The sequence below is a fragment of the Kitasatospora sp. NPDC057965 genome (assembly GCF_042887135.1).
Lineage (GTDB): Bacteria > Actinomycetota > Actinomycetes > Streptomycetales > Streptomycetaceae > Kitasatospora.
This window is the reverse complement of sequence record NZ_JBHVPZ010000035.1, coordinates 16,486-37,354: the sequence shown is the minus strand read 5'-3', so window position 1 is coordinate 37,354 and position 20,869 is coordinate 16,486. Positions and strand designations below refer to the sequence as shown.

Below are 20,869 nucleotides of genomic sequence, written 5' to 3'. Positions count from 1 at the left end.
TGAATCTGGTACCGGGCTCCACGGCTCAGACCCGCCCCTCCCCGTAGTGCGCCAGCGCCTCCAGCGCCGCCGCCCGCGCCTGCCCGGCCAGCTCCGGCGGCGAGACGATCCGCCCGTCGCGGCCCAGCCGCAGCGCCAGCGGGCGCAGCTGCGAAGGGTCGGCGCTGCGCAGGGTGATCCGCAGTCCGCCGTCCGGCAGTTCCTCGGCCCGGTCGTGGGTGTAGTACTCGGCGACCCAGCGGCCGCCGGAGGAGACCTCGACGACGACCTCGGGGTCGTCGGCGGAGGGGTTGACCAGCCCGCCGGAGAGGTCGCGCGGCTCACGCTTGGGCGGGTCGGCGGGGACGTCCAGGACCTTGATCTCGGCGACCCGGTCGAGCCGGAACATCCGGTGGTCCTCGGAGGTCCGGCACCAGGCCTCCAGGTAGGTGTGGCCCTCGGTGAGCAGCCGGATCGGGTCGACCTCGCGCTCGGTCATGCCGCCGCGGCCGTGCGAGTAGTAGCGCAGCCAGAGCCGGCGGCCCTCGCTGAGGGCGCGGTCGATGTCGGCGAAGACGTGGCTCTCGGCCTCGAAGGTCACGCCGACCCGGGCGCTGCCCTCGGCGTTCTCCCCCGCCGCGTTCTCGATCTTGGCGACGGCCCGGGTGAGCGCCTCGCGGTCACCGGCCCGCAGGCCGGGCAGTCCGGCGACGGCGCGGGCGGCGACCAGCAGCGCGGTCGCCTCGTCGGCGGCCAGCCGCAGCGGCTGGGCGACGTCGTCGACGTTGTGCCACCAGATCCGCTCGCCGTCGGTGTCGATGTCGAGCAAGTCGCCGCCGCGGAAGCTGGTGCCGCACATCGGCAGGACGTTGAGGTCGCCGATGAGTTCGCGCTCGCTGATGCCGAAGGCCCGGGCCACCTCGGCGACCTCGGCGCCGGGGCGCTCGCGCAGGTAGGTGACCAGCGAGAGCATCCGCCGGGTCTGGTCGATCGCGTTGCTCATGCGGCCACCTCTCCCCCAGCCTGCGGCCGGGGGGACCCCCACCGCTCGGCAGGCGCTTCGCACAGTGCGCGCCTTCCGATGATTCTCCCCCAGCCTCCGGCCGGGGGTACCCCCGGGCTTCGCTCGCTCATGCCCGCACACCCTCCACTACGGTGCCGGCCACCGCACGCAGCCGGTCGATGACGTCGGCCCGCAGCTCCTCGGGGCCGACCACCAGCACGTCCGGCCCGAACTCGGCGAGGTCGGCGCCGAGCCCGTTGCCGTACGGGATCTCCAGTTCGTCCCAGCCGTCGTCGGCCCGCCGGGTGGCGAGCGCCTTGGTGCGCAGCGGGAAGCCCGCGCCGCGGCGGACCCTGACCACGGCGGTGGCGGTGGCGCCCTCGCCGGCGAACTTGGCCACGGTGGCGCGGACGTCGACGTGCTCGGGCACCGTGCCGAGGAAGGCGCCGGAGCGGGCCCGGACCTTGCCGGTGATCCGGCTGAGCCGGAAGACCCGGGCATCCTCGCGGTCGCGGTCCCAGCCGGCCAGGTACCAGTGGCCGCGCCAGCACTCCAGGGCCCAGGGTTCGACGCTGCGCTGTTCGACGGCGGCGGCGCCGGCCTTGCGGTACTCGAAGGTGACCGGGCGGCGGTCGCGGGCGGCGGTGAGCAGCGGTTCGAAGGCGGCCTCCCGGGCGGGGATGCGCGGTTCGAGGGCGGGGCGGCGCTCGGTCTCGGTGAAGGGGACGCCGGCGGCGCGCAGTTTCTGGAGCGCGCCGCTGGCGGCGCCGCTCATCTTGGCCTGCTGCCAGACCCGGGCGGCGAGGGTGAGCGCGGCGGCCTCCTCGGCGTCGAGGGCGATCTCGGGCAGGCGGTTGCGGTCGGCGCGGGCGAGGTAGCCGAGTTCGCCGTCGAGGGCGTTCTCGTCGACGTCGATGACCAGTCCGAGTTCGCGCAGGTCGTCCTTGTCCCGCTCGAACATCCGGTTGAAGGCTTCCTCGCTGCTGTTCTGCCAGGCTTCGCGGTAGGCCTCGATGGACTCCCGCAGCTCCTTCTTGGAGAGCGGACGTCTGGTGTTCATCAGGCACAGGGCGAGATTCATCAGCCGCTCTGCCTTGGCGATCGCCATCGCTGACCCTTCCGGTGTGCCGCGCCGCGCGCGGGGTGCGCCCGCCGGGCGTCGTCGTTGACCCGGCGGGACCGACCGTACCGGTAGCGGTACACGGTGCAAAAGCCGAGTCCGCGAACACGTGGGGCCGCACCCCCCGTGGGGGATGCGGCCCTGACGATCAGCGTCCTCAGACGGAGATCAGGTCGACCACGAAGATCAGGGTCGAGCCCGCGGGGATGAGCGGGCTGGGCGACTGGTTGCCGTAGGCCAGGTGCGGCGGGATGGTCAGCTCGCGGCGGCCGCCGACCTTCATGCCGGCGACACCCTGGTCCCAGCCCTTGATGACCCGGCCGCCGCCGAGCGGGAACTTGAAGGTCGAGCCGCGGTTCCAGCTGGCGTCGAACTCCTCGCCGGTCGCGAAGGTCACGCCGACGTAGTGGACCTCGACGACCTGGCCCGGCTTGGCCTCCTCGCCGGTGCCGACGACGATGTCGCGGATCTTCAGCTCGGCCGGCGGGTCTCCGACCGGGAAGTCGATCTCGGGCTTGCTCACTAGTGCCTCATCTCACGGTTGGTTCGTTCCACGACCAAGCGGCGGGCGCCCGCACTCCGGTCCGTTCCCGGACCACGGTACGGGCGCCCGCCGCCCGTCCGGGCCCGGCCACGCGGCCGGGGCCCGGAGGTCACACGTACACCATTGTCACCCGAAAGTGGATCAGCCCTGACCGGCGTCGAGGATGTCGACGACGAAGACCAGCGTGGAGTTGGCCGGGATCTCGTTCTGGGCCTGGTCCTTGTATCCGAGCGAGGCCGGGATGACGAGCTCGACCCGGCTGCCGATGGTCTGACCCTCCAGGCCCTGGTCCCAGCCGGCGATGACCTGGCCGCCGCCGAGCGGGAAGGAGAACGCCTGGCCGCGGGTCAGCGAGGAGTCGAAGACCTTGCCGTCCTTGTACAGGGCGCCGGTGTACTGGACGAGGATCTTCTCGCCCTTCTCGACCTTGCGGCCCTCGCCCTTGATGAGGACGTGGCTCTTGAGCTCGGTCGGGTCGGCCGCGCCGGGCACCGGGGTGATGTCGGCGGGCTTCTTGCCGTTGTCCTTGACCTGCGGGAAGTCCGCGGGCGGCGGGGTCACGGTGCCGCTGACGACGGCGTCGGGGGCGTTGCTGTTGCGGATGTCGATGACGAAGATCAGGTTGTCCTTCGCCCCGATCGACATGCTGGGGTTGCCCTGGGCGCCGAAGGCGGCGGCCGGCGGGGCGACGACCAGCAGCCGGGATCCGGCCTTCTTGCCGATGACGGCCTGGTCGAGCGCCGGGATGAGCGCGTCGGTGCCGGCCTGGAAGATCTGCGGCTTCCCCTTGTCGTCGTAGGACGAGGGGATGTCCTTGCCGGTGTTCCAGTCCTTGCCGGTGTAGTCGACGGAGGTCCAGGAGTTCTTCTCGACCTTGGCGCCGTTGCCCTCGGAGAGGACCTTGACGACGAAGTTGCCGTCGGCCTGGTCGGCGGGCACCTCGATGGTGGCCTTGGTGCCGAAGTCGCCGGTGACGTTGGGCAGCACCTTGGCGCTGTCCTTGATCGGCGGGACGGGCTCGGCGGTCGGCGTCGCCGGGGCGGACTTGGCGGCGTCCGGCTTGGCGGCGGCGGTGTCGTCCGAGCCGTCCTTGTTCACCAGGTACAGGGTGACGGCGCTGCCGATGAGCAGGACGCCCAGGACTGTGCCGAGGATCACGCCGAGCTTGCCGACGTTGCCCGGGTTCTCGTTGTACCCGGCCTCGGAGGTCTCCTCGCGGCGGACGGTGGAGGCGAAGATCTGCGGGGCCTCGTCGGTCTTCGTCCCGGTGGCCCGCTGCGTTTCCCCGGACCCGCCCCACCCGGCCTGCTGCTTCAGGATCGCCGGGGGCACGATGATCGACTCACCGTCGCCCGGGAGCGGGCCGCCGGGCCGCGAGTCGGCCGGGTCCCCGGCGGAGTTACCAGGCGTGGTGCCGGACCCGCCCGGGCTCGACGCTTTCTCAGACATGACTCCCCATCCATCTCGCCACGAGGTCTTCGAGGTCTACGGCCGGCGTGGTGGCGCCGGGGTGCTGCCGCACTGCCCGCCCGGACCCCGGGCGCCGGCGGCGCCTACCACAGTGCGAGGGCAGTATGACAGGTCAGGATGAGGGCGGGCGCTTGCCCGTGCGAGCGCCCGCCCAAGCGTACGGACTCCCCCGGGCTCGAACCAGCCCGCGCCGGGGATCTCCGCCGGTCCGGCGCTACACGGCTTCCAGGATGTCCACCACGAACACCAGGGTGGAGTTCGGCGGCACTGAGCCCTGCGCCTGGTCCTTGTAACCGAGCGCCGGCGGCACCACCAGCAGGACCCGGCTGCCGACGTTCTGGCCGACCAGGCCCTTGTCCCAGCCCTCGATCACACTGCCGGTGCCGATCTGCAGGGCCTGGGCGCCGCCGTGGCTCCAGGAGGAGTCGAACTGCTGGCCGTTGCTCCACAGCACCCCGGTGTACTGCACGACCAGGGTCTGCCCGGACTTGACCTGCTTGCCCTCGCCCTTGATCAGCACGGCCTGCTGGAGGTCGGTCGGCGGGGCCTCCCCGGCCGGCACGGTGATGGTGACGGCGGCCTTGCCGTTGTCCTTGACCTGCGGCAGGTTCGCCGGCGCCTGCGTCATGGTGCCCGACAGCGTGGAGTCCGGCGGCAGGCTCTCCATGATGTCGAGCACGAAGACCACGGTGTCGCCGGGGCCGACGCCGAGCTGGGTGGAACCCTGGGTGCCGAAGGCGGCGGCCGGCGGGGCGACGACCAGCAGCCGGCTGCCGACCTTCTTGCCGATCACGCTCTGGTCGAAGGCCGGCACCAGCTGCCCGCTGCCCGCCTGGTAGAGCTGCGGCTTGCCGCCGGAGTCGTAGGAGCTGGGCAGGTCCTTGCCGGTGGTCCAGTCCTTGGCGGTGTAGTTGACCGTCACCCAGTCGCCCTTGTTGACCGCCGGGCGGTCCCCCTCGCTGACGGTGTTCACCACGAACTGACCGCTGGGCTGCTGGCCCTCGGGGAGGGTGATGGTGGCCTTGCTCCCGAAGCCCCCGCCGGACAGCACCGGCATCGGCGAGGCCTCGCTCACCGGGGTGGGCACGGTGGGCGCGGCGGTCGGCGACGCCGTGGGCGTGGCCTGGCCGGCCGGCTTGGTGGAGCTGCTGCAGGCCACCGCCAGCAGCAGGGGCAGGGTGAGAAGCAACCCGGCGGTGCGGCGCACGGCGTTCCTAACTGTCGGTCAAAGTCGGCTCTCCGGACTCCGGCTCCGGACTCGACGGACAGCGTATGCGCAGACGGCGCCCGGTCCCGGTAGGCACCACCGGGACCGGGCGCCGTGAAGATCACACCGACGGGTGACGGGGACCGCGCGCCGCTCCCCCGCCCCGCGCGCCGGTCACATGCCGGCGATGAGCTTCTCCACCCGCTCGTCGACGGACCGGAACGGGTCCTTGCAGAGCACGGTGCGCTGCGCCTGGTCGTTCAGCTTGAGGTGCACCCAGTCGACGGTGAAGTCGCGGCGCTGCTCCTGCGCCCGGCGGATGAAGTCGCCGCGCAGCCGGGCCCGGGTGGTCTGCGGCGGGATCGACTTGGCCTCGAAGGTCTTGAGGTCGGTGGTCACCCGCTGCGCCTGGTTCTTGGCCTGGAGCAGGTAGAACAGGCCGCGGCGGCGGTGGATGTCGTGGTAGGCGAGGTCGATCTGGGCGACCCGGGGGTTGCTCATGCTCATCTGGTGCTTCTCGCGGTAGCGCTCGATGAGCTTGTACTTCATGATCCAGTCGATCTCGGTGGCGACCCCGTCGAGGCGTTCGGTCCTGACCGCCTCCAGGGTGCGGCCCCACAGGTCGAGGACGCGCGCGATGGTGCCGGTGTTGATGCCCTTGCGGTCGGCGAACTCCAGGGCCTTGGAGTAGTACTCCTCCTGGATGTCGAGCGCGCTGGCCTCCCGGCCGTTGGCGAGCCGGACCTGGTGGGTGCCGGTGAGGTCGTGGCTGACCTCGCGGATCGCCCGGATCGGGTTCTCCAGGGTGAGGTCGCGCATCACCACGCCGGCCTCGATGAGCCGCAGCACCAGGTCGGTGGCGCCCACCTTGAGCAGGGTGGTGGTCTCCGACATGTTGGAGTCGCCGACGATCACGTGCAGCCGGCGGTAGCGCTCGGCGTCGGCGTGCGGCTCGTCGCGGGTGTTGATGATCGGGCGGGAGCGGGTGGTCGCCGAGCTGACGCCCTCCCAGATGTGCTCGGCGCGCTGGCTGACGCAGTAGACCGCGCCGCGGGGGGTCTGCAGCACCTTGCCGGCGCCGCAGATGAGCTGCCGGGTCACCAGGAACGGGATGAGCACGTCGGCCAGCCGGGAGAACTCGCCGTGCCGGGCCACCAGGTAGTTCTCGTGGCAGCCGTAGGAGTTGCCGGCGGAGTCGGTGTTGTTCTTGAAGAGGTAGACGTCCCCGGCGATGCCCTCCTCGTGCAGCCGCCGTTCGGCGTCGACCAGCAGGCCTTCGAGGATGCGCTCGCCCGCCTTGTCGTGCGTCACCAGCTCGACGACGTCGTCGCACTCGGGGGTGGCGTACTCGGGGTGGGAGCCGACGTCGAGGTACAGGCGGGCACCGTTGCGCAGGAACACGTTGCTGCTGCGGCCCCAGGAGACTACGCGGCGGAAGAGGTAGCGGGCGACCTCGTCCGGGGACAGCCTGCGCTGTCCGCGGAACGTGCAGGTGACTCCGTACTCGTTCTCCAGCCCGAAAATTCGGCGGTCCATGGGCCATCCATTCTCTGATGGGAGCTGTCCGAAACCGCCTCCGCGAAAGCCCGTCCGGGCCGCCGCAGGGGCACCGGGGTCCCGTGCGGCCGCCGTCGCCGGCCGCCGTACGGGACCCCGTGGGCACTACTGGTCGGAGTCGCCGGGCGGGGTGGCCGCCGGCTTCCCCTTGTCGTCCGCGTCGTCCGAGTCGTCCGACTCGGCGGACTGGTCGCCGTCGAGCAGCCGGGCGAGCTGGCCGCCCAGGATCCGCTTGAACTTGCGCTGCTGGAAGCGCTGGCGGTCCAGGACCGCCACCTCCAGCTGGTCGGGGGTGAGGGTGCGCGGGCTGCCGCCGTTGGGGTCGCGGGCGAGCGAGTCCACGGCCACCTTGACGGCCTCGGTGAGCGAGAAGCCGCTGCGGTGGCGCTGGCCCAGGTAGTTGCCGATCGAGTCGGCGTTGCCGCCGACCACGACGTAGTTCTTCTCGTCGACCACCGAGCCGTCCGGGGTGAGCCGGTAGATCTGGTCGTCCTCGGCCGTGCGGCCGACCTCGGCGACGATCAGCTCGACCTCGTAGGGCTTCTCGCCGACCGAGGAGAAGATGGTGCCGAGCGTCTGGGCGTAGACGTTGGCCAGGCCCCGGGCGGTGACGTCGGCCCGGTCGTAGGTGTAGCCGCGCAGGTCGGCGTAGCGGACGCCGCCGATGCGCAGGTTCTCGAACTCGTTGTACCGGCCGACCGCCGCGAAGGCGATCTTGTCGTAGATCTCGGACACCTTGTGCAGGGCCCGGGAGGTGTTCTCGGCGACGAAGACGATGCCGTCCGCGTAGGTGAGCACGACCACGCTGCGACCGCGCGCGATGCCCTTGCGGGCGTACTCCGCGCGGTCCGCCATGGCCTGCTGGGGGGAGACGTAGAACGGTGTGGACACCGGCGGTCGTCCCTTCCTTCCTCAGTTGATGGCTAGAGCAGCGGGGCCTGCGGCCCGTTGGGGTGGGCCAGGCGCTGGTCGGTGATGGAGACGGCGATCGCGGCGACCTCGGCCTCGGTGAGCCGGCGGAAGCCGTCCTCGGTGATCAGCGAGACGATCGGGAAGATCTTGCGGGCGAGGTCGGGTCCGCCGGTGGCGGAGTCGTCGTCGGCCGCGTCGTAGAGCGCCTGGACGACCATGGTGGCGGCCTGGTCGGCCGTCAGGTCGTCGCGGTGGAGCTTCTTCATCGAGCCGCGGGCGAAGACCGAGCCGGAGCCGGTGGCGGCGAAGCCGCGCTCCTCGGAGCGGCCGCCGGTGACGTCGTAGGTGAAGATCCGGCCGCGGCCGAGGTCGAGGTCGTAGCCGGCGAACATCGGGACGACCGCCAGGCCCTGCATCGCCATGCCGAGGTTGCCCCGGATCATGGTGGTGAGCCGGTTGGCCTTGCCCTCCAGGGAGAGCACGGTGCCCTCGATCTTCTCGTAGTGCTCCAGCTCCAGCTGGAACATCCGGACCATCTCGATCGCGAGGCCGGCGGTGCCGGCGATGCCGATCGCGCTGTACTCGTCCGCCGGGAAGACCTTCTCCATGTCCCGCTGGGCGATCACGTTGCCCATCGTCGCGCGGCGGTCACCGGCGAGGACCACGCCGCCGTCGAAGACCGCGGCGACGATGGTCGTGCCGTGCGGGGCCTCGATGACACCCTCGGGCAGCCGGCGCCGGCCGGGGATCAACTCGGGCCGGTGGGCCTCCAGGAAGTCGAGGAACGACGAGGACCCCGGGGTCAGGAAGGCAGCCGGTAGACGCCCGGTGCCACGAGTGTTGGCTTCCACACGATTCCTTCCAGGTAGCTTGAAGCGCGCACTGCCCGCACCCTACCGGCCGGACGATCACTGTCCAGCACGGTGCGGGGCCGGACCGGACGGACGGACGGCTCCCGCCGCCCGTCCGCCGTCATCGTTCGCGACCGTGGATTCCCGGAATGCCGCCGGGCAGCCTCCCGGATTCCGGCTGGGATTACTGTCCGCCCTTTTGCACGAACTGCCGCACGAAATCCTCGGCGTTCGATTCCAGGACCTCGTCGATTTCGTCCAGAACCGCGTCGACGTCGTCGCCCAGCTTTTCCTGGCGTTCCTTGAGGTCATCCGAATTCTGCGCTTCCGCGGCCTGCTCCTCGACCTCCTCGGAGGAGCGGTTCGCCCGCTGCTGGCCGCCGCCGGTGTCCTTGCTCGCCATTTACCTCACCCCGCTCGATCGTCTGGCACGGTTTGGTCGTTGCTTGCTGCACCGACCCTATACACAAGGTGCGACAACCCGCTTCCGGTTTGCCGGTGGCGCTTCCTGTCCAACGTCCGCCGTCACCCCGGATGATTCCCATTTGCCCGGCGTTCACCCGTGGTGATCGGAAAGTGACCCGGCTACCCGCCGGAGAGGACCCGCAGCAGGTCCTCCGCCGTGCGGCAGCGGTCCAGCAGCTCCTTGACGTGGTTGCGGGTGCCGCGCAGCGGCTCCAGGGTGGGCACCCGCTGGAGCGAGTCCCGGCCCGGCAGGTCGAAGATCACCGAGTCCCAGGAGGCCGCCGCGACGTGCTCGGCGTACTGTTCCAGGCAGCGCCCGCGGAAGTACGCCCGGGTGTCCTCCGGCGGCTTGGTGACGGCCCTGACGACCTCCTCCTCGGTCAGCAGCCGGTCGAACCGGCCACGGGCCACCAGACGGTTGTAGAGGCCTTTCTCGGGCCGTACGTCGCTGTACTGGAGGTCGACCAGCTGCAGCCGCGGGCTGTCCCACTCCAGGCCGTCCCGGCTGCGGTAGCCCTCCAGGATCTCCCGCTTGGCGATCCAGTCCAGCTGGCGGGAGAGCGACATCGGATCGCGCTCCAGGCGGCCCAGCACGTCCTCCCAGCGGGCCAGCACGTCCACGGTCTGCTCGTCGGCGTCGGTGCCGAAGCGGTCCTCGACGTACTTGCGGGCCAGCTCGAAGTACTCCAGCTGGAGCTGCACGGCGGTGAGCCGGCGCCCGCTGCGCAGCGTGACCAGGTGCTTCAGCGTGGGGTCGTGGGAGATCCGGTGCAGGGTGCGCACCGGCTGGTCGACGGCCAGGTCGGAGGTGATGAAGGCGTCCTCGATCATGGCCAGCACCAGCGAGGTGGTGCCGAGCTTGAGGTAGGTGGAGATCTCCGAGAGGTTGGCGTCCCCGATGATCACGTGCAGCCGGCGGTACTTCTCGGCGTCGGCGTGCGGTTCGTCCCGGGTGTTGATGATCGGCCGTTTGAGGGTGGTCTCCAGGCCGACCTCGACCTCGAAGAAGTCGGCGCGCTGGCTGATCTGGAAGCCGTGGGCGGAGCCGTCCTGCCCCACGCCGACCCGGCCGGCGCCGGTGACCACCTGGCGCGAGACGAAGAAGGGGGTGAGGTGGCGGACGATGTCGGCGAACGGGGTCGCCCGCTTCATCAGGTAGTTCTCGTGGGTGCCGTAGGAGGCGCCCTTGTTGTCGGTGTTGTTCTTGTAGAGGTGGATGTTCTGCCCGTTGGGCAGCTCCAGCGCGCGCTGTGCGGCGGCCGCCATGATCCGTTCGCCGGCCTTGTCCCAGAGCACGGCGTCGCGCGGGTTGGTCACCTCGGGCGAGCTGTACTCGGGGTGCGCGTGGTCGACGTAGAACCGCGCGCCGTTGGTGAGGATGACGTTGGCGAGGCCGATGTCCTCGTCGGTCAGCTGGCTGGCGTCGGCGACGTCCCGTGCGAGGTCGAAGCCCCGGGCGTCGCGCAGCGGATTCTCCTCCTCGAAGTCCCAGCGGGCCCGCCGTGCCCGGTGCATCGCCGCCGCGTACGCGTTGACGATCTGGGACGAGGTGAGCATGGCGTTGGCGTTGGGGTGCCCGGGCACGGAGATCCCGTACTCGGTCTCGATGCCCATCACGCGCCGTACGGTCATGCGGCCCTCCTTGCCCGGTGGGCCGCCCCCGGCGGGCGGTCCACGCTGACGTACCGCTGAACAACACCGACGCCGGCCGTCTGCCCGCGAACGGTGGGTCGAGCCTAGAACGCGGCACCGACCGGCGGGCCCCGAGACGCGCCGTCCGGCTGCGGGGCCGCGAGGCGCCACAGCCGGACGGGGTGCGAGCGTTCCGGGAGGCCCGGACCGGGTCGGTTACAGGTACTGCCCGGTGTTCGCGACAGTGTCGATGGAGCGGCCGGACTCGGCGCCCTGCTTCCCCGTGACCAGGGTGCGGATGAAGACGATCCGCTCGCCCTTCTTGCCGGAGATCCGGGCCCAGTCGTCCGGGTTGGTGGTGTTCGGCAGGTCCTCGTTCTCCTTGAACTCGTCCACGCAGGCGTTGAGCAGGTGGGAGACCCGCAGACCGCGCTGGCCGTGGTCGAGGTAGTCCTTGATGGCCATCTTCTTGGCCCGGTCGACGATGTTCTGGATCATCGCGCCGGAGTTGAAGTCCTTGAAGTACAGGACCTCCTTGTCACCGTTGGCGTAGGTGACCTCCAGGAAGCGGTTCTCCTCGGTCTCGGAGTACATCCGCTCCACCACCGACTGGATCATCGCCGCCACCGTGGCCTCGACGGAGCCGTCGTGCTCCTTGACGTCGTCCGGGTGGAAGGGCAGCGAGTCCTTGAGGTACTTGGAGAAGATGTCCTTGGCCGCCTCGGCGTCCGGGCGCTCGATCTTGATCTTGACGTCCAGGCGGCCGGGCCGCAGGATCGCCGGGTCGATCATGTCCTCGCGGTTCGAGGCGCCGATGACGATGACGTTCTCCAGGCCCTCCACGCCGTCGATCTCGGCGAGCAGCTGGGGGACGATGGTGTTCTCGACGTCCGAGCTGACGCCGGAGCCGCGGGTGCGGAAGAGGGACTCCATCTCGTCGAAGAAGACGATGACGGGGGTGCCCTCGCCGGCCTTCTCGCGGGCCCGCTGGAAGACCAGGCGGATCTGCCGCTCGGTCTCGCCGACGTACTTGTTGAGCAGCTCGGGGCCCTTGATGTTGAGGAAGTAGCTCTTCCCCTGCGGGCGGCCGGTGACCTCGGCGACCTTCTTGGCCAGCGAGTTCGCCACGGCCTTGGCGATCAGCGTCTTGCCGCAGCCGGGCGGGCCGTAGAGCAGCACGCCCTTGGGCGGGCGCAGCTCGTACTCCTTGAAGAGCTCGGCGTGCAGGTAGGGCAGCTCGACCGCGTCGCGGATCAGCTCGATCTGGTTGGACAGGCCGCCGATCTGGCGGTAGTCGATGTCCGGGACCTCCTCGAGGACCAGCTCCTCGACCTCGGCCTTCGGCACGACCTCGTACACGTAGCCGGAACGCGGTTCCAGCAGGAGGGCGTCCCCCGCCCGGAGGGTGGTCTCGCGCAGCGGTTCGGCGAGGCGCACCACCCGCTCCTCGTCGGTGTGGCCGATGACCAGGGCCCGCTCGCCGTCCTCCAGGACCTCCTTGAGGGTGACGAGGTCGCCGATGCGCTCGAAGGCCATCGCGTCCACGATGTTGAGGGCCTCGTTGAGCATGACTTCCTGGCCGCGCCGCAGCTCGTCGAGGGCGACGTTGGGGCTGACGTTCACGCGGAGCTTGCGGCCGCCGGTGAAGATGTCGGCGGTGTCGTCCTCGTTGGCGCTGAGGAAGACGCCGAATCCCGCCGGGGGCTGTGCCAGCCGGTCCACTTCCTCCTTGAGGGCCACGATCTGGTCGCGGGCCTCACGCAGGGTGGAGGCGAGCCGTTCGTTCTGGGCGGTCACGCCGGCCAGGTTGGTCTGGAGCTCGACGATCCGCTCTTCGAGGATTCTCGAATTGCGCGGCGAGTCGGCGAGCTTGCGGCGCAGGACGGCGATTTCCTGCTCAAGGTACGAGACCTGAGCGGCCTCGTCGGAACCACGAGCGGGCCTGCCGGTGCTGCGGTTGTAGTCGTCATCGTGGGCTGCCACGGTCCTCACCTCCTCCGGGGAGCTGGACGCTTCCAGACCCTACCTGGGACCAGGGGTCCGTAAACCCCTAGATCAAGAAAGATGGAACGGGCGTGTCCGATCTTCGCCCTCGCGTGCTTCCCCTCTGCTAGGGGGATACCCACCGCGCACGGGCCAAAGCGGACCAGATGTATCGTCGATCGAGTCGATATCCGATCGCGACCGACGCACGGGGTCCGATCGTTGTACGAATGGCGGGAATGCCTCAGGACGGGGCGTCCCGGGACAGAAACGGCGGACAATCATCATGTCGGTGAGCGAGTCGAAGGCGGCTTCCGAGCCGCTGGAGGTGTGGATCGACCAGGATCTGTGCACCGGCGACGGCATCTGCGCGCAGTACGCGCCGGAGGTCTTCGAGCTGGACATCGACGGCCTCGCGTATGTGAAGGGCGAGGACGACGAGTTGCGCCAGCAGCCCGGTGAGACGGTGCCGGTGCCGCTGACGCTGCTTCAGGACGTCGTGGACTCGGTGAAGGACTGCCCCGGCGACTGCATCCACGTGCGCCGGGCCGCGGACGGCGTCGAGGTGTACGGGCCTGACGCGGAGTAGGAGTTCGTCACCGGGGTCTAGGTGAGGCTCAACGGGGCGGTGGTCTGGGAACGGTCCCAGCCGCCGCCCTTGCGCGTCCAGGTGAGGGAGAGCGAGATGTCCGGCGCGAACCGCGGTACGTCGTCGCCGGAGTAGCCCTGCGCGTGGGCGGTGACGGCCCCGTCGGAGCGCAGCGCGAGGCGGCTGACGGTGAGGTTCTCGCGCTCGGAGAGCAGGGTGGCCAGCACCGCGGGGCGCCCGTCGGGGCCGGTGCCGAGCAGGTAGACGGCGTCGGGCGGGGTGCCGTTCTCGGCGGCGCAGTGCGCGGCGGCGACGGTGCCGGGGCGACCGTCGCCGAGGTCGGCGGCGAAGCTGACGGCCACGGTGACCGGGAACGGCCCGCAGTCGAGCGGGAGTTCGGCCTTCGACGGATCGGGGGCGGCGGCCGCGGGCAGCGCCCTGGGGGTGGGCCGGGCGGGCGCGGGGGCGCCGCTGGCGGGGCCGGCGACGAGGGCTGCGGCCACCACGGCGGCGCAGCCGGCCACCGTCACGGCCCAGTGCCAGGGGGCGGTGCGCCCGCGCCGGGGGCCGGTTGGGCCCGTGGCGGTCTGCTGTCCAGCCGTCGTGCCGACCGCGGTCTCCACCAGGCGTCCCCTCCAGTGGTCTGTGTGAGCGAGCATCGTCCCACACCGGGGCGGCGGCGAGGTGGCGCGGGTACGCCCGGACGCGGGAGGGGTGGTACGGCGCTGCCGTACCACCCCTCCGGGAGGCGTCTTCGTGAGCGACTCAGTCGAGGACGGCCTGCTCGGCGGCCTCGACGCGGGCGGCGGCCCGGGCGGCGGCGCGCTCCTGCAGGGTCGGCTCGGGGGCCCCGTTGTCGTAGTCCTCGCCGTAGGCGCCCTTGGCCGGGCGGCGGCGGCGCAGCGGCGGCTCGACGCCGTCGGCGAGCCGGCGGGCGGTGAGCAGGAAGCCGGTGTGGCCGATCATCCGGTGGTCCGGGCGGACGGCCAGGCCCTCCAGGTGCCAGGTGCGGACCATGGTCTCCCAGGCCTGCGGCTCGGTGAAGGTGCCGTGCTCGCGCAGCGCCTCGACGGTCCTCGACATCTGCGTGGTGGTGGCCACGTAGCAGCAGATGAGGCCGCCGGGGACGAGCGCCTTGGAGGCGACGTCCAGGCACTCCCAGGGGGCGAGCATGTCGAGGATGACGCGGTCGACGTCGGTCTCGACGAGGTTGTCCTGGAGGTCGCCGACGGTGAGCTTCCACGCCGGGTGCGGCCCGCCGAAGTAGCGCTCGACGTTGCCCTGGGCGATGTCGGCGAAGTCCTGGCGGCGCTCGTAGGAGGCGAGCATGCCGGTGTCGCCGACGGCGCGCAGCAGGTAGGTGGAGAGCGCGCCGGAGCCGACGCCGGCCTCGACCACGCGGGCGCCCGCGAAGATGTCGGCCATGGCCAGGATCTGCCCCGCGTCCTTGGGGTAGATCACGGCGGCCCCGCGCGGCATGGACAGGACGTAGTCGGGGAGCAGGGGGCGCAGCGCGAGGTACGGGACGTTCCCCGTGGTGCGCACGACCGTGCCCTCGGGGGCGCCGATCAGCTCGTCGTGGGGGAACGCACCCTTGTGGGTGTGGAACTGGTTCCCGGCCTGGAGCGTGAACGTGTAGTGGCGGCCCTTGGGGTCGGTCAGCTGGACCTGGTCCCCGACCTGGAAGGGCCCTCGTCGGCGGGCGGCACCGGTCGGTTCGGACATGCGGACAATCCTAAGGGAAGCGAACCGTCCGGCTTACCAGGTGATCCTTCTCAGCGGCCGGTGACGGCGGCGGTCAGCCGCTGCTCGATGTCGGTGAGCGCCGCGACGCCGAACACCCGCCCGTCCTCCTCGACGACCAGGTACTCCCCGGCGGGGGTGGCCCGCACGGCGCGCAGCAGGTCCTCGCCGACCAGGTCGGCGGACAGGCGCAGGCCGGGTTCGAGGTCGCGGGCGAGCGGGCCGACGGCGACCCAGGGGCGGCGGTGCTCGGGCACCGAGCGGACGGCGGACTCCCGGACGATGGCGATCGGCTGGTCGCGGCCGTCGACGACCACGACGGCCCCGGCCTGCGCCTCGTGGGCGCGCCGCATGGCCTCGCCGAGCGAGGTGTCGGCGGTGACCTCGACGGCCCGCCGGGCGAGGTCGCGCAGCCGCAGGCCGGGCAGGACCTCCTTGAGCCGGGCGTTGCGCAGCGCGCCGGTGGCGCCGTTCCAGATGATGGCGGCGAGGACGGCGGCGAGCACCGCGTCGACCAGGGTGTCGGTGCGGCTTCGTTCGAGGGTGCGGGCGGAGCTGATCAGCGGCAGGCCGATCAGGACGGCGATGGCGAGGGCTCGCCCGGCCCAGGCGGCGGCGACGGTGCCGGCCATCGGCCGTCCGGTGGCGGCCCAGACGAGGGCGCGCAGCATCCGGCCGCCGTCCAGCGGCAGGCCGGGCAGCAGGTTGAAGGCGGCGACGACGAGGTTGGAGACCATCAGGCCGGTGAGCAGGACGCCTGGGACGGTGGAGACCTCGACGGCCTGCAGGGCGAGGTAGAAGACGCCGCCGAGGACGAGCGAGAGCAGCGGGCCGACGAAGGCCAGCCAGAACTCCCGCCAGGGGCGTTCGGCCTCGTTCTCGATCTCCGAGACGCCGCCGAAGAACTGGAGCTGGATGCGGCGAACACCCAGCTTGTAGCGCAGCGCGACCACCGTGTGGGCGAGTTCGTGGACCAGGACCGAGCCGTAGAAGGCGACGGCGAAGGAGAACGCGATCAGGTAGCGGGTGGCGCCGAGGTGCGGCAGCACCTGGTCGAGCCGGCCGCCGAAGACCCAGGTGATGAGGGCGGCGATGACGAACCAGGACGGGGTGACGTAGATCGGCACGCCGAAGGGGCGGCCCACCAGGATGCCGCCGCGGGGTTCCGGCTCGCGGGGCGGTGGGGGCCCCGGCCGGGTGTTGCCGCCGTGCGGTGGCTGGTCGGAGGTCTGGTGCCCCCTGGAGTCGCTCACCGTGTTCCCTTCGTCCGTCGCCCCCGGCGTGCGCCGCGCGCCGGTGCGCCCACGCTACGTGATCGGGGCTGCCGTACGGCGCCCGCCCCTCGCCTTCCCACTGCCTTCATACCCCGCGGCGAGCGCTTTGCGGCAGCACCGTGGCAGCGGGATGACAGCAGGGGGCAATAGGGTCTTGGGTATGCAGCAGACCGAGACCAGCAGCTCCGCCGCGGCCCCGCCACGTCCGGCGGCGGCCCCGACCGGGCTGTCCCCGTCGCGTGCGGGCGACTTCCTCACCTGCCCGCTGTTGTACCGGCTGCGGGTGATCGACCGGCTGCCGGAGCCGCCGAGCTCGGCGGCGACCCGGGGCACCCTGGTGCACGCGGTGCTGGAGCGGCTGTTCGACTCGCCGGCGGCCGACCGGACGCCGGAGCGGGCGCTGGGGCTGCTGCGCCCGCAGTGGGAGCGGCTGCTGGGCGAGCGCCCGGAGCTGGCCGGGCTGTTCCCGGAGGACCCGGACGGCGCGGCGCTGACCCGCTGGCTGGCGGACGCCGAGAAGCTGGTCGGGCAGTGGTTCCGGCTGGAGGACCCGACCCGGCTGCACCCGGTGGAGCGCGAGCTGTACGTGGAGACGGCGCTGGAGTCGGGGCTGCTGCTGCGCGGTTACATCGACCGGGTGGACGTCGCGCCGACCGGTGAGGTCCGGCTGGTGGACTACAAGACCGGCCGGGCGCCCTCGCGGGACTTCGAGGGCAAGGCGATGTTCCAGATGAAGTTCTACGCACTGGTGGTCTGGCGCTGGAAGGGCGTGATCCCCAAGCGGCTGCAGCTGGTCTACCTGGGCGGCGGCGGGGACGTGGTCAGCTACGACCCGGACGAGGCGGACCTGCTCGCGGTGGAGCGCAAGCTGCTGGCGCTGTGGGAGCGGATCGGCCGGGCGGTGGCGACCGGCGACTTCCCGGCGACCCGCAACCGGCTCTGCGACTGGTGCGACCACCAGGCCAGCTGCCCGGAGTTCGGCGGCACGCCCCCGCCGTACCCGCTGCCGCTGGCGCGTACGTCCGACGAGCGCGATCCCACGGGGGATCCGACGAACGAGGAGTCGTAGGTGACGATCCGAGTGCTGCTGGTCGACGACCAGCCGCTGCTGCGCACCGGTTTCCGGATGATCCTGGAGGCCGAGTCCGACCTGGTGGTGGTCGGTGAGGCCGGCGACGGACAGCAGGCGCTGGACCAGGTGCGGGCGCTGCAGCCCGACGTGGTGCTGATGGACATCCGGATGCCGCGGATGGACGGCGTGGAGGCGACCCGCCGGATCGCCGGGCCGGGGCGGGACGGGCCGGCGAAGGTGCTGGTGCTGACCACCTTCGACCTGGACGAGTACGTCGTGGAGGCGCTGCGCGCGGGGGCGAGCGGCTTCCTGCTGAAGGACGTGCCGGCCGAGGAGCTGGTGCAGGCGATCCGCGTGGTGGCGGACGGCGCGGCGATGCTGGCGCCGTCGATCACCCGGCGGCTGCTGGACATGTACGCCACCAAGCTGCCGTCGGGCGAGGAGGCGCCGCCGCAGGCGCTGAACGCGCTGACCGAGCGGGAGCTGGAGGTGCTGAAGCTGGTGGCGCGCGGGCTGTCGAACGCGGAGATCGCGGCGGAGCTGTTCGTCAGCGAGACGACGGTGAAGACGCACGTCGGCCATGTGCTGACCAAGCTCCAGCTGCGCGACCGGGTGCAGGCGGCGGTGTACGCCTACGAGAGCGGGCTGGTGCGCCCGGGCACGCTGTAGGCGGCGCGGAACGACGGACGGCGGCCCGTCCGCTCCCCCGGCCGAGGCCGGGCGGGGCGGGCGGGCCGCAGTGCGCCGTGCCGTGCTGTCGGCGGGGGGCTACTTGCCGCTCCGGCCGATCTCCCAGAAGCGGAAGAAGCCGGTGGTGTCGACGGTGGACTCCACGCCGGTGATGTTGGAGCGGGAGGTGAAGAAGGCCTTGTTCTGGAACAGCGGGATGAGCGGGGCGTTCTCGGCCACGATGCCCTGGATCTGGGCGTAGCTGTTGGTCGCCGCGGCCCGGTCGGTCTGCTTGAGGGTGTCGGGCACCAGCCGCTGGCTGATCCGCGGGTCGTCCCAGCCGTGGTGGTAGGAGCCGCCGTCGACGATCAGCGGGGCGACGTAGTTGTCGGGGTCCGGGTAGTCCGCGAACCAGCCGATGATGTACGCCTGGTACTTGCCCTCGTTCCAGCCCTTCTTGTAGGTGTCCCAGTCGGGCTCCTGCTGGACCGTGACCTGGAACAGGCCGCCGGCCTCCAGCTGCTTCTTCAGGGTCTCGGCCTCGGCGGACTCGGCGCGCGAGCGCGCCCAGGTGATGCTGAGCTTGACCGGGGTCTGGACCTTGGCGGCGGTGAGGATCGCCTTGGCCTTGGTGGCGTCCTGGTCGCCGTAGCGGTCGAAGAAGGCCGTGTTGTGGCCGGTGACGCCGGCCGGGACCATCGAGTACAGCGGCTGGACGGTGCGCGCGAAGACGTCGCGGGCCAGCGACTTGCGGTCGATCAGCTGGGCGGCGGCCTGGCGCACCGCGACGTTGCCGCCGGTGGCGTCCTTGGTGTTGAAGACCAGGTAGCGGGTGTCGTTGCTGTCGCCCTCGACGACGCGCAGGTCGGTCTTGCCGCCCTGCTGGTCGGAGAGGATCTGGGCGGCGGTGTTCGGCTCCAGGCTGTTGTCGGCCAGGTCGACGGCGCCGCTGTCCAGCGCGGCCTTGAGGTCGGCCGGCTTGTCGAAGTAGCGCAGGACGAACTTCTTGTTCCGCAGCTTGGCGTCGCCGGTGTACTTGTCGTTGGGCATCAGCACGACCTTGGCCGGGCCGCCCTTGGCCATCGCCTCGACCGAGTCGATCCGGTACGGGCCGGAGCCGATCAGCTTGTCGTTGGGCAGCGCCTTGTCGGCCGGGTAGACCTCCTGGTCGACGATGGCGCCGGCCGGGCCGGCCAGCTTGGCGGGCAGGGTGGCGTCCGGCTGGCCGAGGTGGAAGACCACCTCGGTGTCGTTGGGCGCCTCGACGGACTTGATCGACGACAGCAGGCCGGCCGGGCCGTTCGGGTCGTTGATCTTCAGGGTCCGCTGGATCGAGAAGACGACGTCGGCGGCGGTGAGCGCGTGGCCGTTGGAGAACTTCAGCCCGGTCCTGAGCGTGCAGTGGTACTGGGTGGCGTCGCCGGCGGTGAACTCGCAGGACTGGGCGGCGTCCGGGGTGGGCGCGCTGGAGGCGGCCGGGTAGGTCAGCAGCGACTGGAAGGTGTTGCGCAGCAGCAGCCAGGAGCCCGCGTCGTAGGCGACGGCCGGGTCGAGGGCGCTGGTCAGCGCGGTGGTGCCCAGGGTGATGGACTTGTCGCCGTCCCCCTTGACGGCGTCGGTCACCGAGCCGCAGCCGGCCACCGAGGCGGCGACGATTCCGGCACAGCCGAGCACGGCCAGTCGTTCAGCTGAAGTCTTCACGGGTCGCGTCCTTCTGGGTGCGGTCCGGCTGCGACCGCGGGCACGACGGGGGTGCCCGTCAGCGGCGGTGCCTGGGCTGGGGTTGCAACGAACCCGAGTAGCGTGCCATATCGAACACGCGGCCCCGGCACCCCCTCAGGTGACGGTTGGGACACGGCGACGGGCCTCTGGTCAGGCCTGTCCGACGAGTTGTCAGGCAATGCCCGTTTTCTCCCGGGACGCTCCCCCGGGACCCGGCCGCCTCCGTCCGCTTAGCGGTGGTTCCGCCCGCTCTGCAATGAGACGACAATCACACTCGCGAGGTCACGAGGGAGCGCAACAGCTCCAGATCGACCTGCTCCAGCGAGGACAGCACCAGCCGCCCGGGCGCGGGCTCGATCGGCGTCACCGAGGGCACGGCGATCACCGGGCAGCCGGCCGCCTCGGCGGCCCGCACCCCGGTCGGCGCGTCCTCGACCACCACGCAGCGCGCCGGGTCGGCGCCCAGCCGGCGGGCCGCCTCCAGGTACGGGTCCGGATGCGGCTTGGTGCGCGGCACCTCGTCCCCGGCGACCGAGAACGCGAAGTGCTCGGCGCCCAGCGAGCGGAGCACGATGTCGATGATGTGCCGGTGCGAGGCGGACACCAGCGCGGCCGGCACGCCGTGCGCGGCCAGCGTGTTGAGCAGCCGCTCGGCGCCCGGCATCAGCGGCACCCCGCCGCCCAGCAGGTCGACGAAGCGCTGGTTGATCAGCACGGTCAGGTCGGCCGGCGACAGGTCCACGCCGGTGCTGCTCAGCAGGTGGTCGATCACCCGGGTCATCGGGCCGCCGACCACGTGGGCGCGGTCGTCGGCGGTCAGCTGGTGGCCGAGGTCGGCGAAGAGCGAGCACTCGGCCTGCCACCAGTAGTCCTCGGTGTCGACCAGCGTCCCGTCCATGTCCAGCAGCACCGCCTGGAGGCCCCGGTCGTCGCCGCCGAGGATCTGGGTGGCGGTGGAGATGGTGGTCATGGCGGGATCCTTCCGTCCGTGCCCGGATCGGCCCCGGGGATGGCACGGGCCGGCCCGCTTTTGAGCGGACCGGCCCGTTCAGGATCATCAAGGATACGCCCCGCCCG

At 71.4% G+C, this 20,869-nt stretch carries 19 protein-coding genes and 1 pseudogene; 3 read left to right on the top strand and 17 right to left on the bottom strand.

From position 1 onward, the window contains the following. Nucleotides 1-25: 25 nt before the first annotated feature. From ACFVVU_RS33080 to arc, 12 genes and pseudogenes are all read right to left on the bottom strand, one after another. A complete protein-coding gene (locus ACFVVU_RS33080; protein WP_355372471.1) occupies nucleotides 26-982 on the bottom strand; it encodes a WYL domain-containing protein in 957 nt (318 codons plus the stop codon). A gap of 127 nt (nucleotides 983-1,109) precedes the next feature. Then, nucleotides 1,110-2,090, bottom strand: coding sequence for a helix-turn-helix transcriptional regulator (locus ACFVVU_RS33075; protein WP_380688766.1), 981 nt, complete (start codon nucleotides 2,088-2,090; stop codon nucleotides 1,110-1,112). 169 nt (nucleotides 2,091-2,259) lie between these two features. Continuing rightward, nucleotides 2,260-2,625 (bottom strand): FKBP-type peptidyl-prolyl cis-trans isomerase, encoded by a 366-nt coding sequence (locus ACFVVU_RS33070; protein WP_355372465.1) that lies wholly within the window; start codon nucleotides 2,623-2,625, stop codon nucleotides 2,260-2,262. A 162-nt stretch (nucleotides 2,626-2,787) separates the two neighbouring features. Then, the gene (locus ACFVVU_RS33065) at nucleotides 2,788-4,095 is read right to left on the bottom strand and encodes an FKBP-type peptidyl-prolyl cis-trans isomerase (protein ID WP_380689863.1); all 1,308 of its coding nucleotides are present in this window, start codon (nucleotides 4,093-4,095) and stop codon (nucleotides 2,788-2,790) included. A gap of 235 nt (nucleotides 4,096-4,330) precedes the next feature. Next, a complete protein-coding gene (locus ACFVVU_RS33060) occupies nucleotides 4,331-5,323 on the bottom strand; it encodes an FKBP-type peptidyl-prolyl cis-trans isomerase (protein ID WP_380689865.1) in 993 nt (330 codons plus the stop codon). Nucleotides 5,324-5,497: 174 nt separating this feature from the next. Further along, the gene (gene pafA / locus ACFVVU_RS33055; protein WP_380690272.1) at nucleotides 5,498-6,859 is read right to left on the bottom strand and encodes a Pup--protein ligase; all 1,362 of its coding nucleotides are present in this window, start codon (nucleotides 6,857-6,859) and stop codon (nucleotides 5,498-5,500) included. A gap of 126 nt (nucleotides 6,860-6,985) precedes the next feature. Beyond that, nucleotides 6,986-7,771, bottom strand: a complete 786-nt coding sequence (prcA, locus tag ACFVVU_RS33050) for a proteasome subunit alpha (protein ID WP_380687244.1) — start codon at nucleotides 7,769-7,771, stop codon at nucleotides 6,986-6,988. 32 nt (nucleotides 7,772-7,803) lie between these two features. Next, entirely contained in the window at nucleotides 7,804-8,598 is a 795-nt protein-coding gene (gene prcB, locus ACFVVU_RS33045; protein ID WP_380687253.1) for a proteasome subunit beta, read from the bottom strand. Then, nucleotides 8,595-8,672 (bottom strand): annotated as a pseudogene (locus ACFVVU_RS33040) (recombination endonuclease VII); the annotation flags it as partial. The gene prcB and the pseudogene ACFVVU_RS33040, both read right to left, overlap by 4 nt. Nucleotides 8,673-8,827: 155 nt before the next feature. Then, the gene (locus ACFVVU_RS33035) at nucleotides 8,828-9,046 is read right to left on the bottom strand and encodes a ubiquitin-like protein Pup (protein ID WP_380687246.1); all 219 of its coding nucleotides are present in this window, start codon (nucleotides 9,044-9,046) and stop codon (nucleotides 8,828-8,830) included. A gap of 182 nt (nucleotides 9,047-9,228) precedes the next feature. Next, entirely contained in the window at nucleotides 9,229-10,740 is a 1,512-nt protein-coding gene (gene dop, locus ACFVVU_RS33030) for a depupylase/deamidase Dop (protein ID WP_380687248.1), read from the bottom strand. Nucleotides 10,741-10,956: 216 nt separating this feature from the next. Continuing rightward, nucleotides 10,957-12,723 (bottom strand): proteasome ATPase, encoded by a 1,767-nt coding sequence (arc, locus tag ACFVVU_RS33025; protein ID WP_355372445.1) that lies wholly within the window; start codon nucleotides 12,721-12,723, stop codon nucleotides 10,957-10,959. Between the two features lie 286 nt (nucleotides 12,724-13,009). Here arc and ACFVVU_RS33020 point away from each other — a divergent pair, with 286 nt between their 5' ends. Continuing rightward, nucleotides 13,010-13,312, top strand: coding sequence for a ferredoxin (locus tag ACFVVU_RS33020; RefSeq protein WP_355372442.1), 303 nt, complete (start codon nucleotides 13,010-13,012; stop codon nucleotides 13,310-13,312). A 17-nt stretch (nucleotides 13,313-13,329) separates the two neighbouring features. Here ACFVVU_RS33020 and ACFVVU_RS33015 read toward each other — a convergent pair whose 3' ends face one another. The 3 genes from ACFVVU_RS33015 to ACFVVU_RS33005 all read right to left on the bottom strand — a co-directional run bounded on the left by ACFVVU_RS33015 (nucleotide 13,330) and on the right by ACFVVU_RS33005 (nucleotide 16,308). Next, the gene (locus tag ACFVVU_RS33015) at nucleotides 13,330-13,971 is read right to left on the bottom strand and encodes a hypothetical protein (protein WP_380687251.1); all 642 of its coding nucleotides are present in this window, start codon (nucleotides 13,969-13,971) and stop codon (nucleotides 13,330-13,332) included. 106 nt (nucleotides 13,972-14,077) lie between these two features. Further along, nucleotides 14,078-15,037 (bottom strand): tRNA (adenine-N1)-methyltransferase, encoded by a 960-nt coding sequence (locus ACFVVU_RS33010; protein ID WP_380689116.1) that lies wholly within the window; start codon nucleotides 15,035-15,037, stop codon nucleotides 14,078-14,080. 50 nt (nucleotides 15,038-15,087) lie between these two features. After that, nucleotides 15,088-16,308, bottom strand: a complete 1,221-nt coding sequence (locus tag ACFVVU_RS33005; protein ID WP_380689118.1) for a site-2 protease family protein — start codon at nucleotides 16,306-16,308, stop codon at nucleotides 15,088-15,090. A 181-nt stretch (nucleotides 16,309-16,489) separates the two neighbouring features. Between ACFVVU_RS33005 and ACFVVU_RS33000 the strand changes: the two genes are divergently transcribed. Then, complete coding sequence (locus ACFVVU_RS33000; protein ID WP_380689120.1) at nucleotides 16,490-17,398, top strand: RecB family exonuclease; 909 nt, start codon at nucleotides 16,490-16,492, stop codon at nucleotides 17,396-17,398. Further along, nucleotides 17,399-18,070, top strand: a complete 672-nt coding sequence (locus ACFVVU_RS32995; protein WP_148647703.1) for a response regulator transcription factor — start codon at nucleotides 17,399-17,401, stop codon at nucleotides 18,068-18,070. Nucleotides 18,071-18,169: 99 nt separating this feature from the next. Here ACFVVU_RS32995 and ACFVVU_RS32990 read toward each other — a convergent pair whose 3' ends face one another. Then, the gene (locus ACFVVU_RS32990) at nucleotides 18,170-19,771 is read right to left on the bottom strand and encodes an ABC transporter substrate-binding protein (RefSeq protein ID WP_380685871.1); all 1,602 of its coding nucleotides are present in this window, start codon (nucleotides 19,769-19,771) and stop codon (nucleotides 18,170-18,172) included. Between the two features lie 289 nt (nucleotides 19,772-20,060). Then, nucleotides 20,061-20,762, bottom strand: coding sequence for an HAD family hydrolase (locus ACFVVU_RS32985; RefSeq protein ID WP_380685869.1), 702 nt, complete (start codon nucleotides 20,760-20,762; stop codon nucleotides 20,061-20,063). Between the last annotated feature and the right edge of the window lie 107 nt (nucleotides 20,763-20,869).

Excerpts from the sequence above, each read along its gene's own strand:
- ACFVVU_RS33080 (WP_355372471.1), bottom strand. The coding sequence starts at position 982 with ATGAGCAACGCGATCGACCAGACCCGGCGGATGCTCTCGCTGGTCACC.
- ACFVVU_RS33075 (WP_380688766.1), bottom strand. The coding sequence starts at position 2,090 with ATGGCGATCGCCAAGGCAGAGCGGCTGATGAATCTCGCCCTGTGCCTG.
- ACFVVU_RS33065 (WP_380689863.1), bottom strand. The coding sequence starts at position 4,095 with ATGTCTGAGAAAGCGTCGAGCCCGGGCGGGTCCGGCACCACGCCTGGT.
- pafA (WP_380690272.1), bottom strand. The coding sequence starts at position 6,859 with ATGGACCGCCGAATTTTCGGGCTGGAGAACGAGTACGGAGTCACCTGC.
- ACFVVU_RS33035 (WP_380687246.1), bottom strand. The coding sequence starts at position 9,046 with ATGGCGAGCAAGGACACCGGCGGCGGCCAGCAGCGGGCGAACCGCTCC.
- dop (WP_380687248.1), bottom strand. The coding sequence starts at position 10,740 with ATGACCGTACGGCGCGTGATGGGCATCGAGACCGAGTACGGGATCTCC.
- ACFVVU_RS33020 (WP_355372442.1), top strand. The coding sequence starts at position 13,010 with ATGTCGGTGAGCGAGTCGAAGGCGGCTTCCGAGCCGCTGGAGGTGTGG.
- ACFVVU_RS33015 (WP_380687251.1), bottom strand. The coding sequence starts at position 13,971 with ATGCTCGCTCACACAGACCACTGGAGGGGACGCCTGGTGGAGACCGCG.
- ACFVVU_RS33010 (WP_380689116.1), bottom strand. The coding sequence starts at position 15,037 with ATGTCCGAACCGACCGGTGCCGCCCGCCGACGAGGGCCCTTCCAGGTC.
- ACFVVU_RS33000 (WP_380689120.1), top strand. The coding sequence starts at position 16,490 with ATGCAGCAGACCGAGACCAGCAGCTCCGCCGCGGCCCCGCCACGTCCG.
- ACFVVU_RS32985 (WP_380685869.1), bottom strand. The coding sequence starts at position 20,762 with ATGACCACCATCTCCACCGCCACCCAGATCCTCGGCGGCGACGACCGG.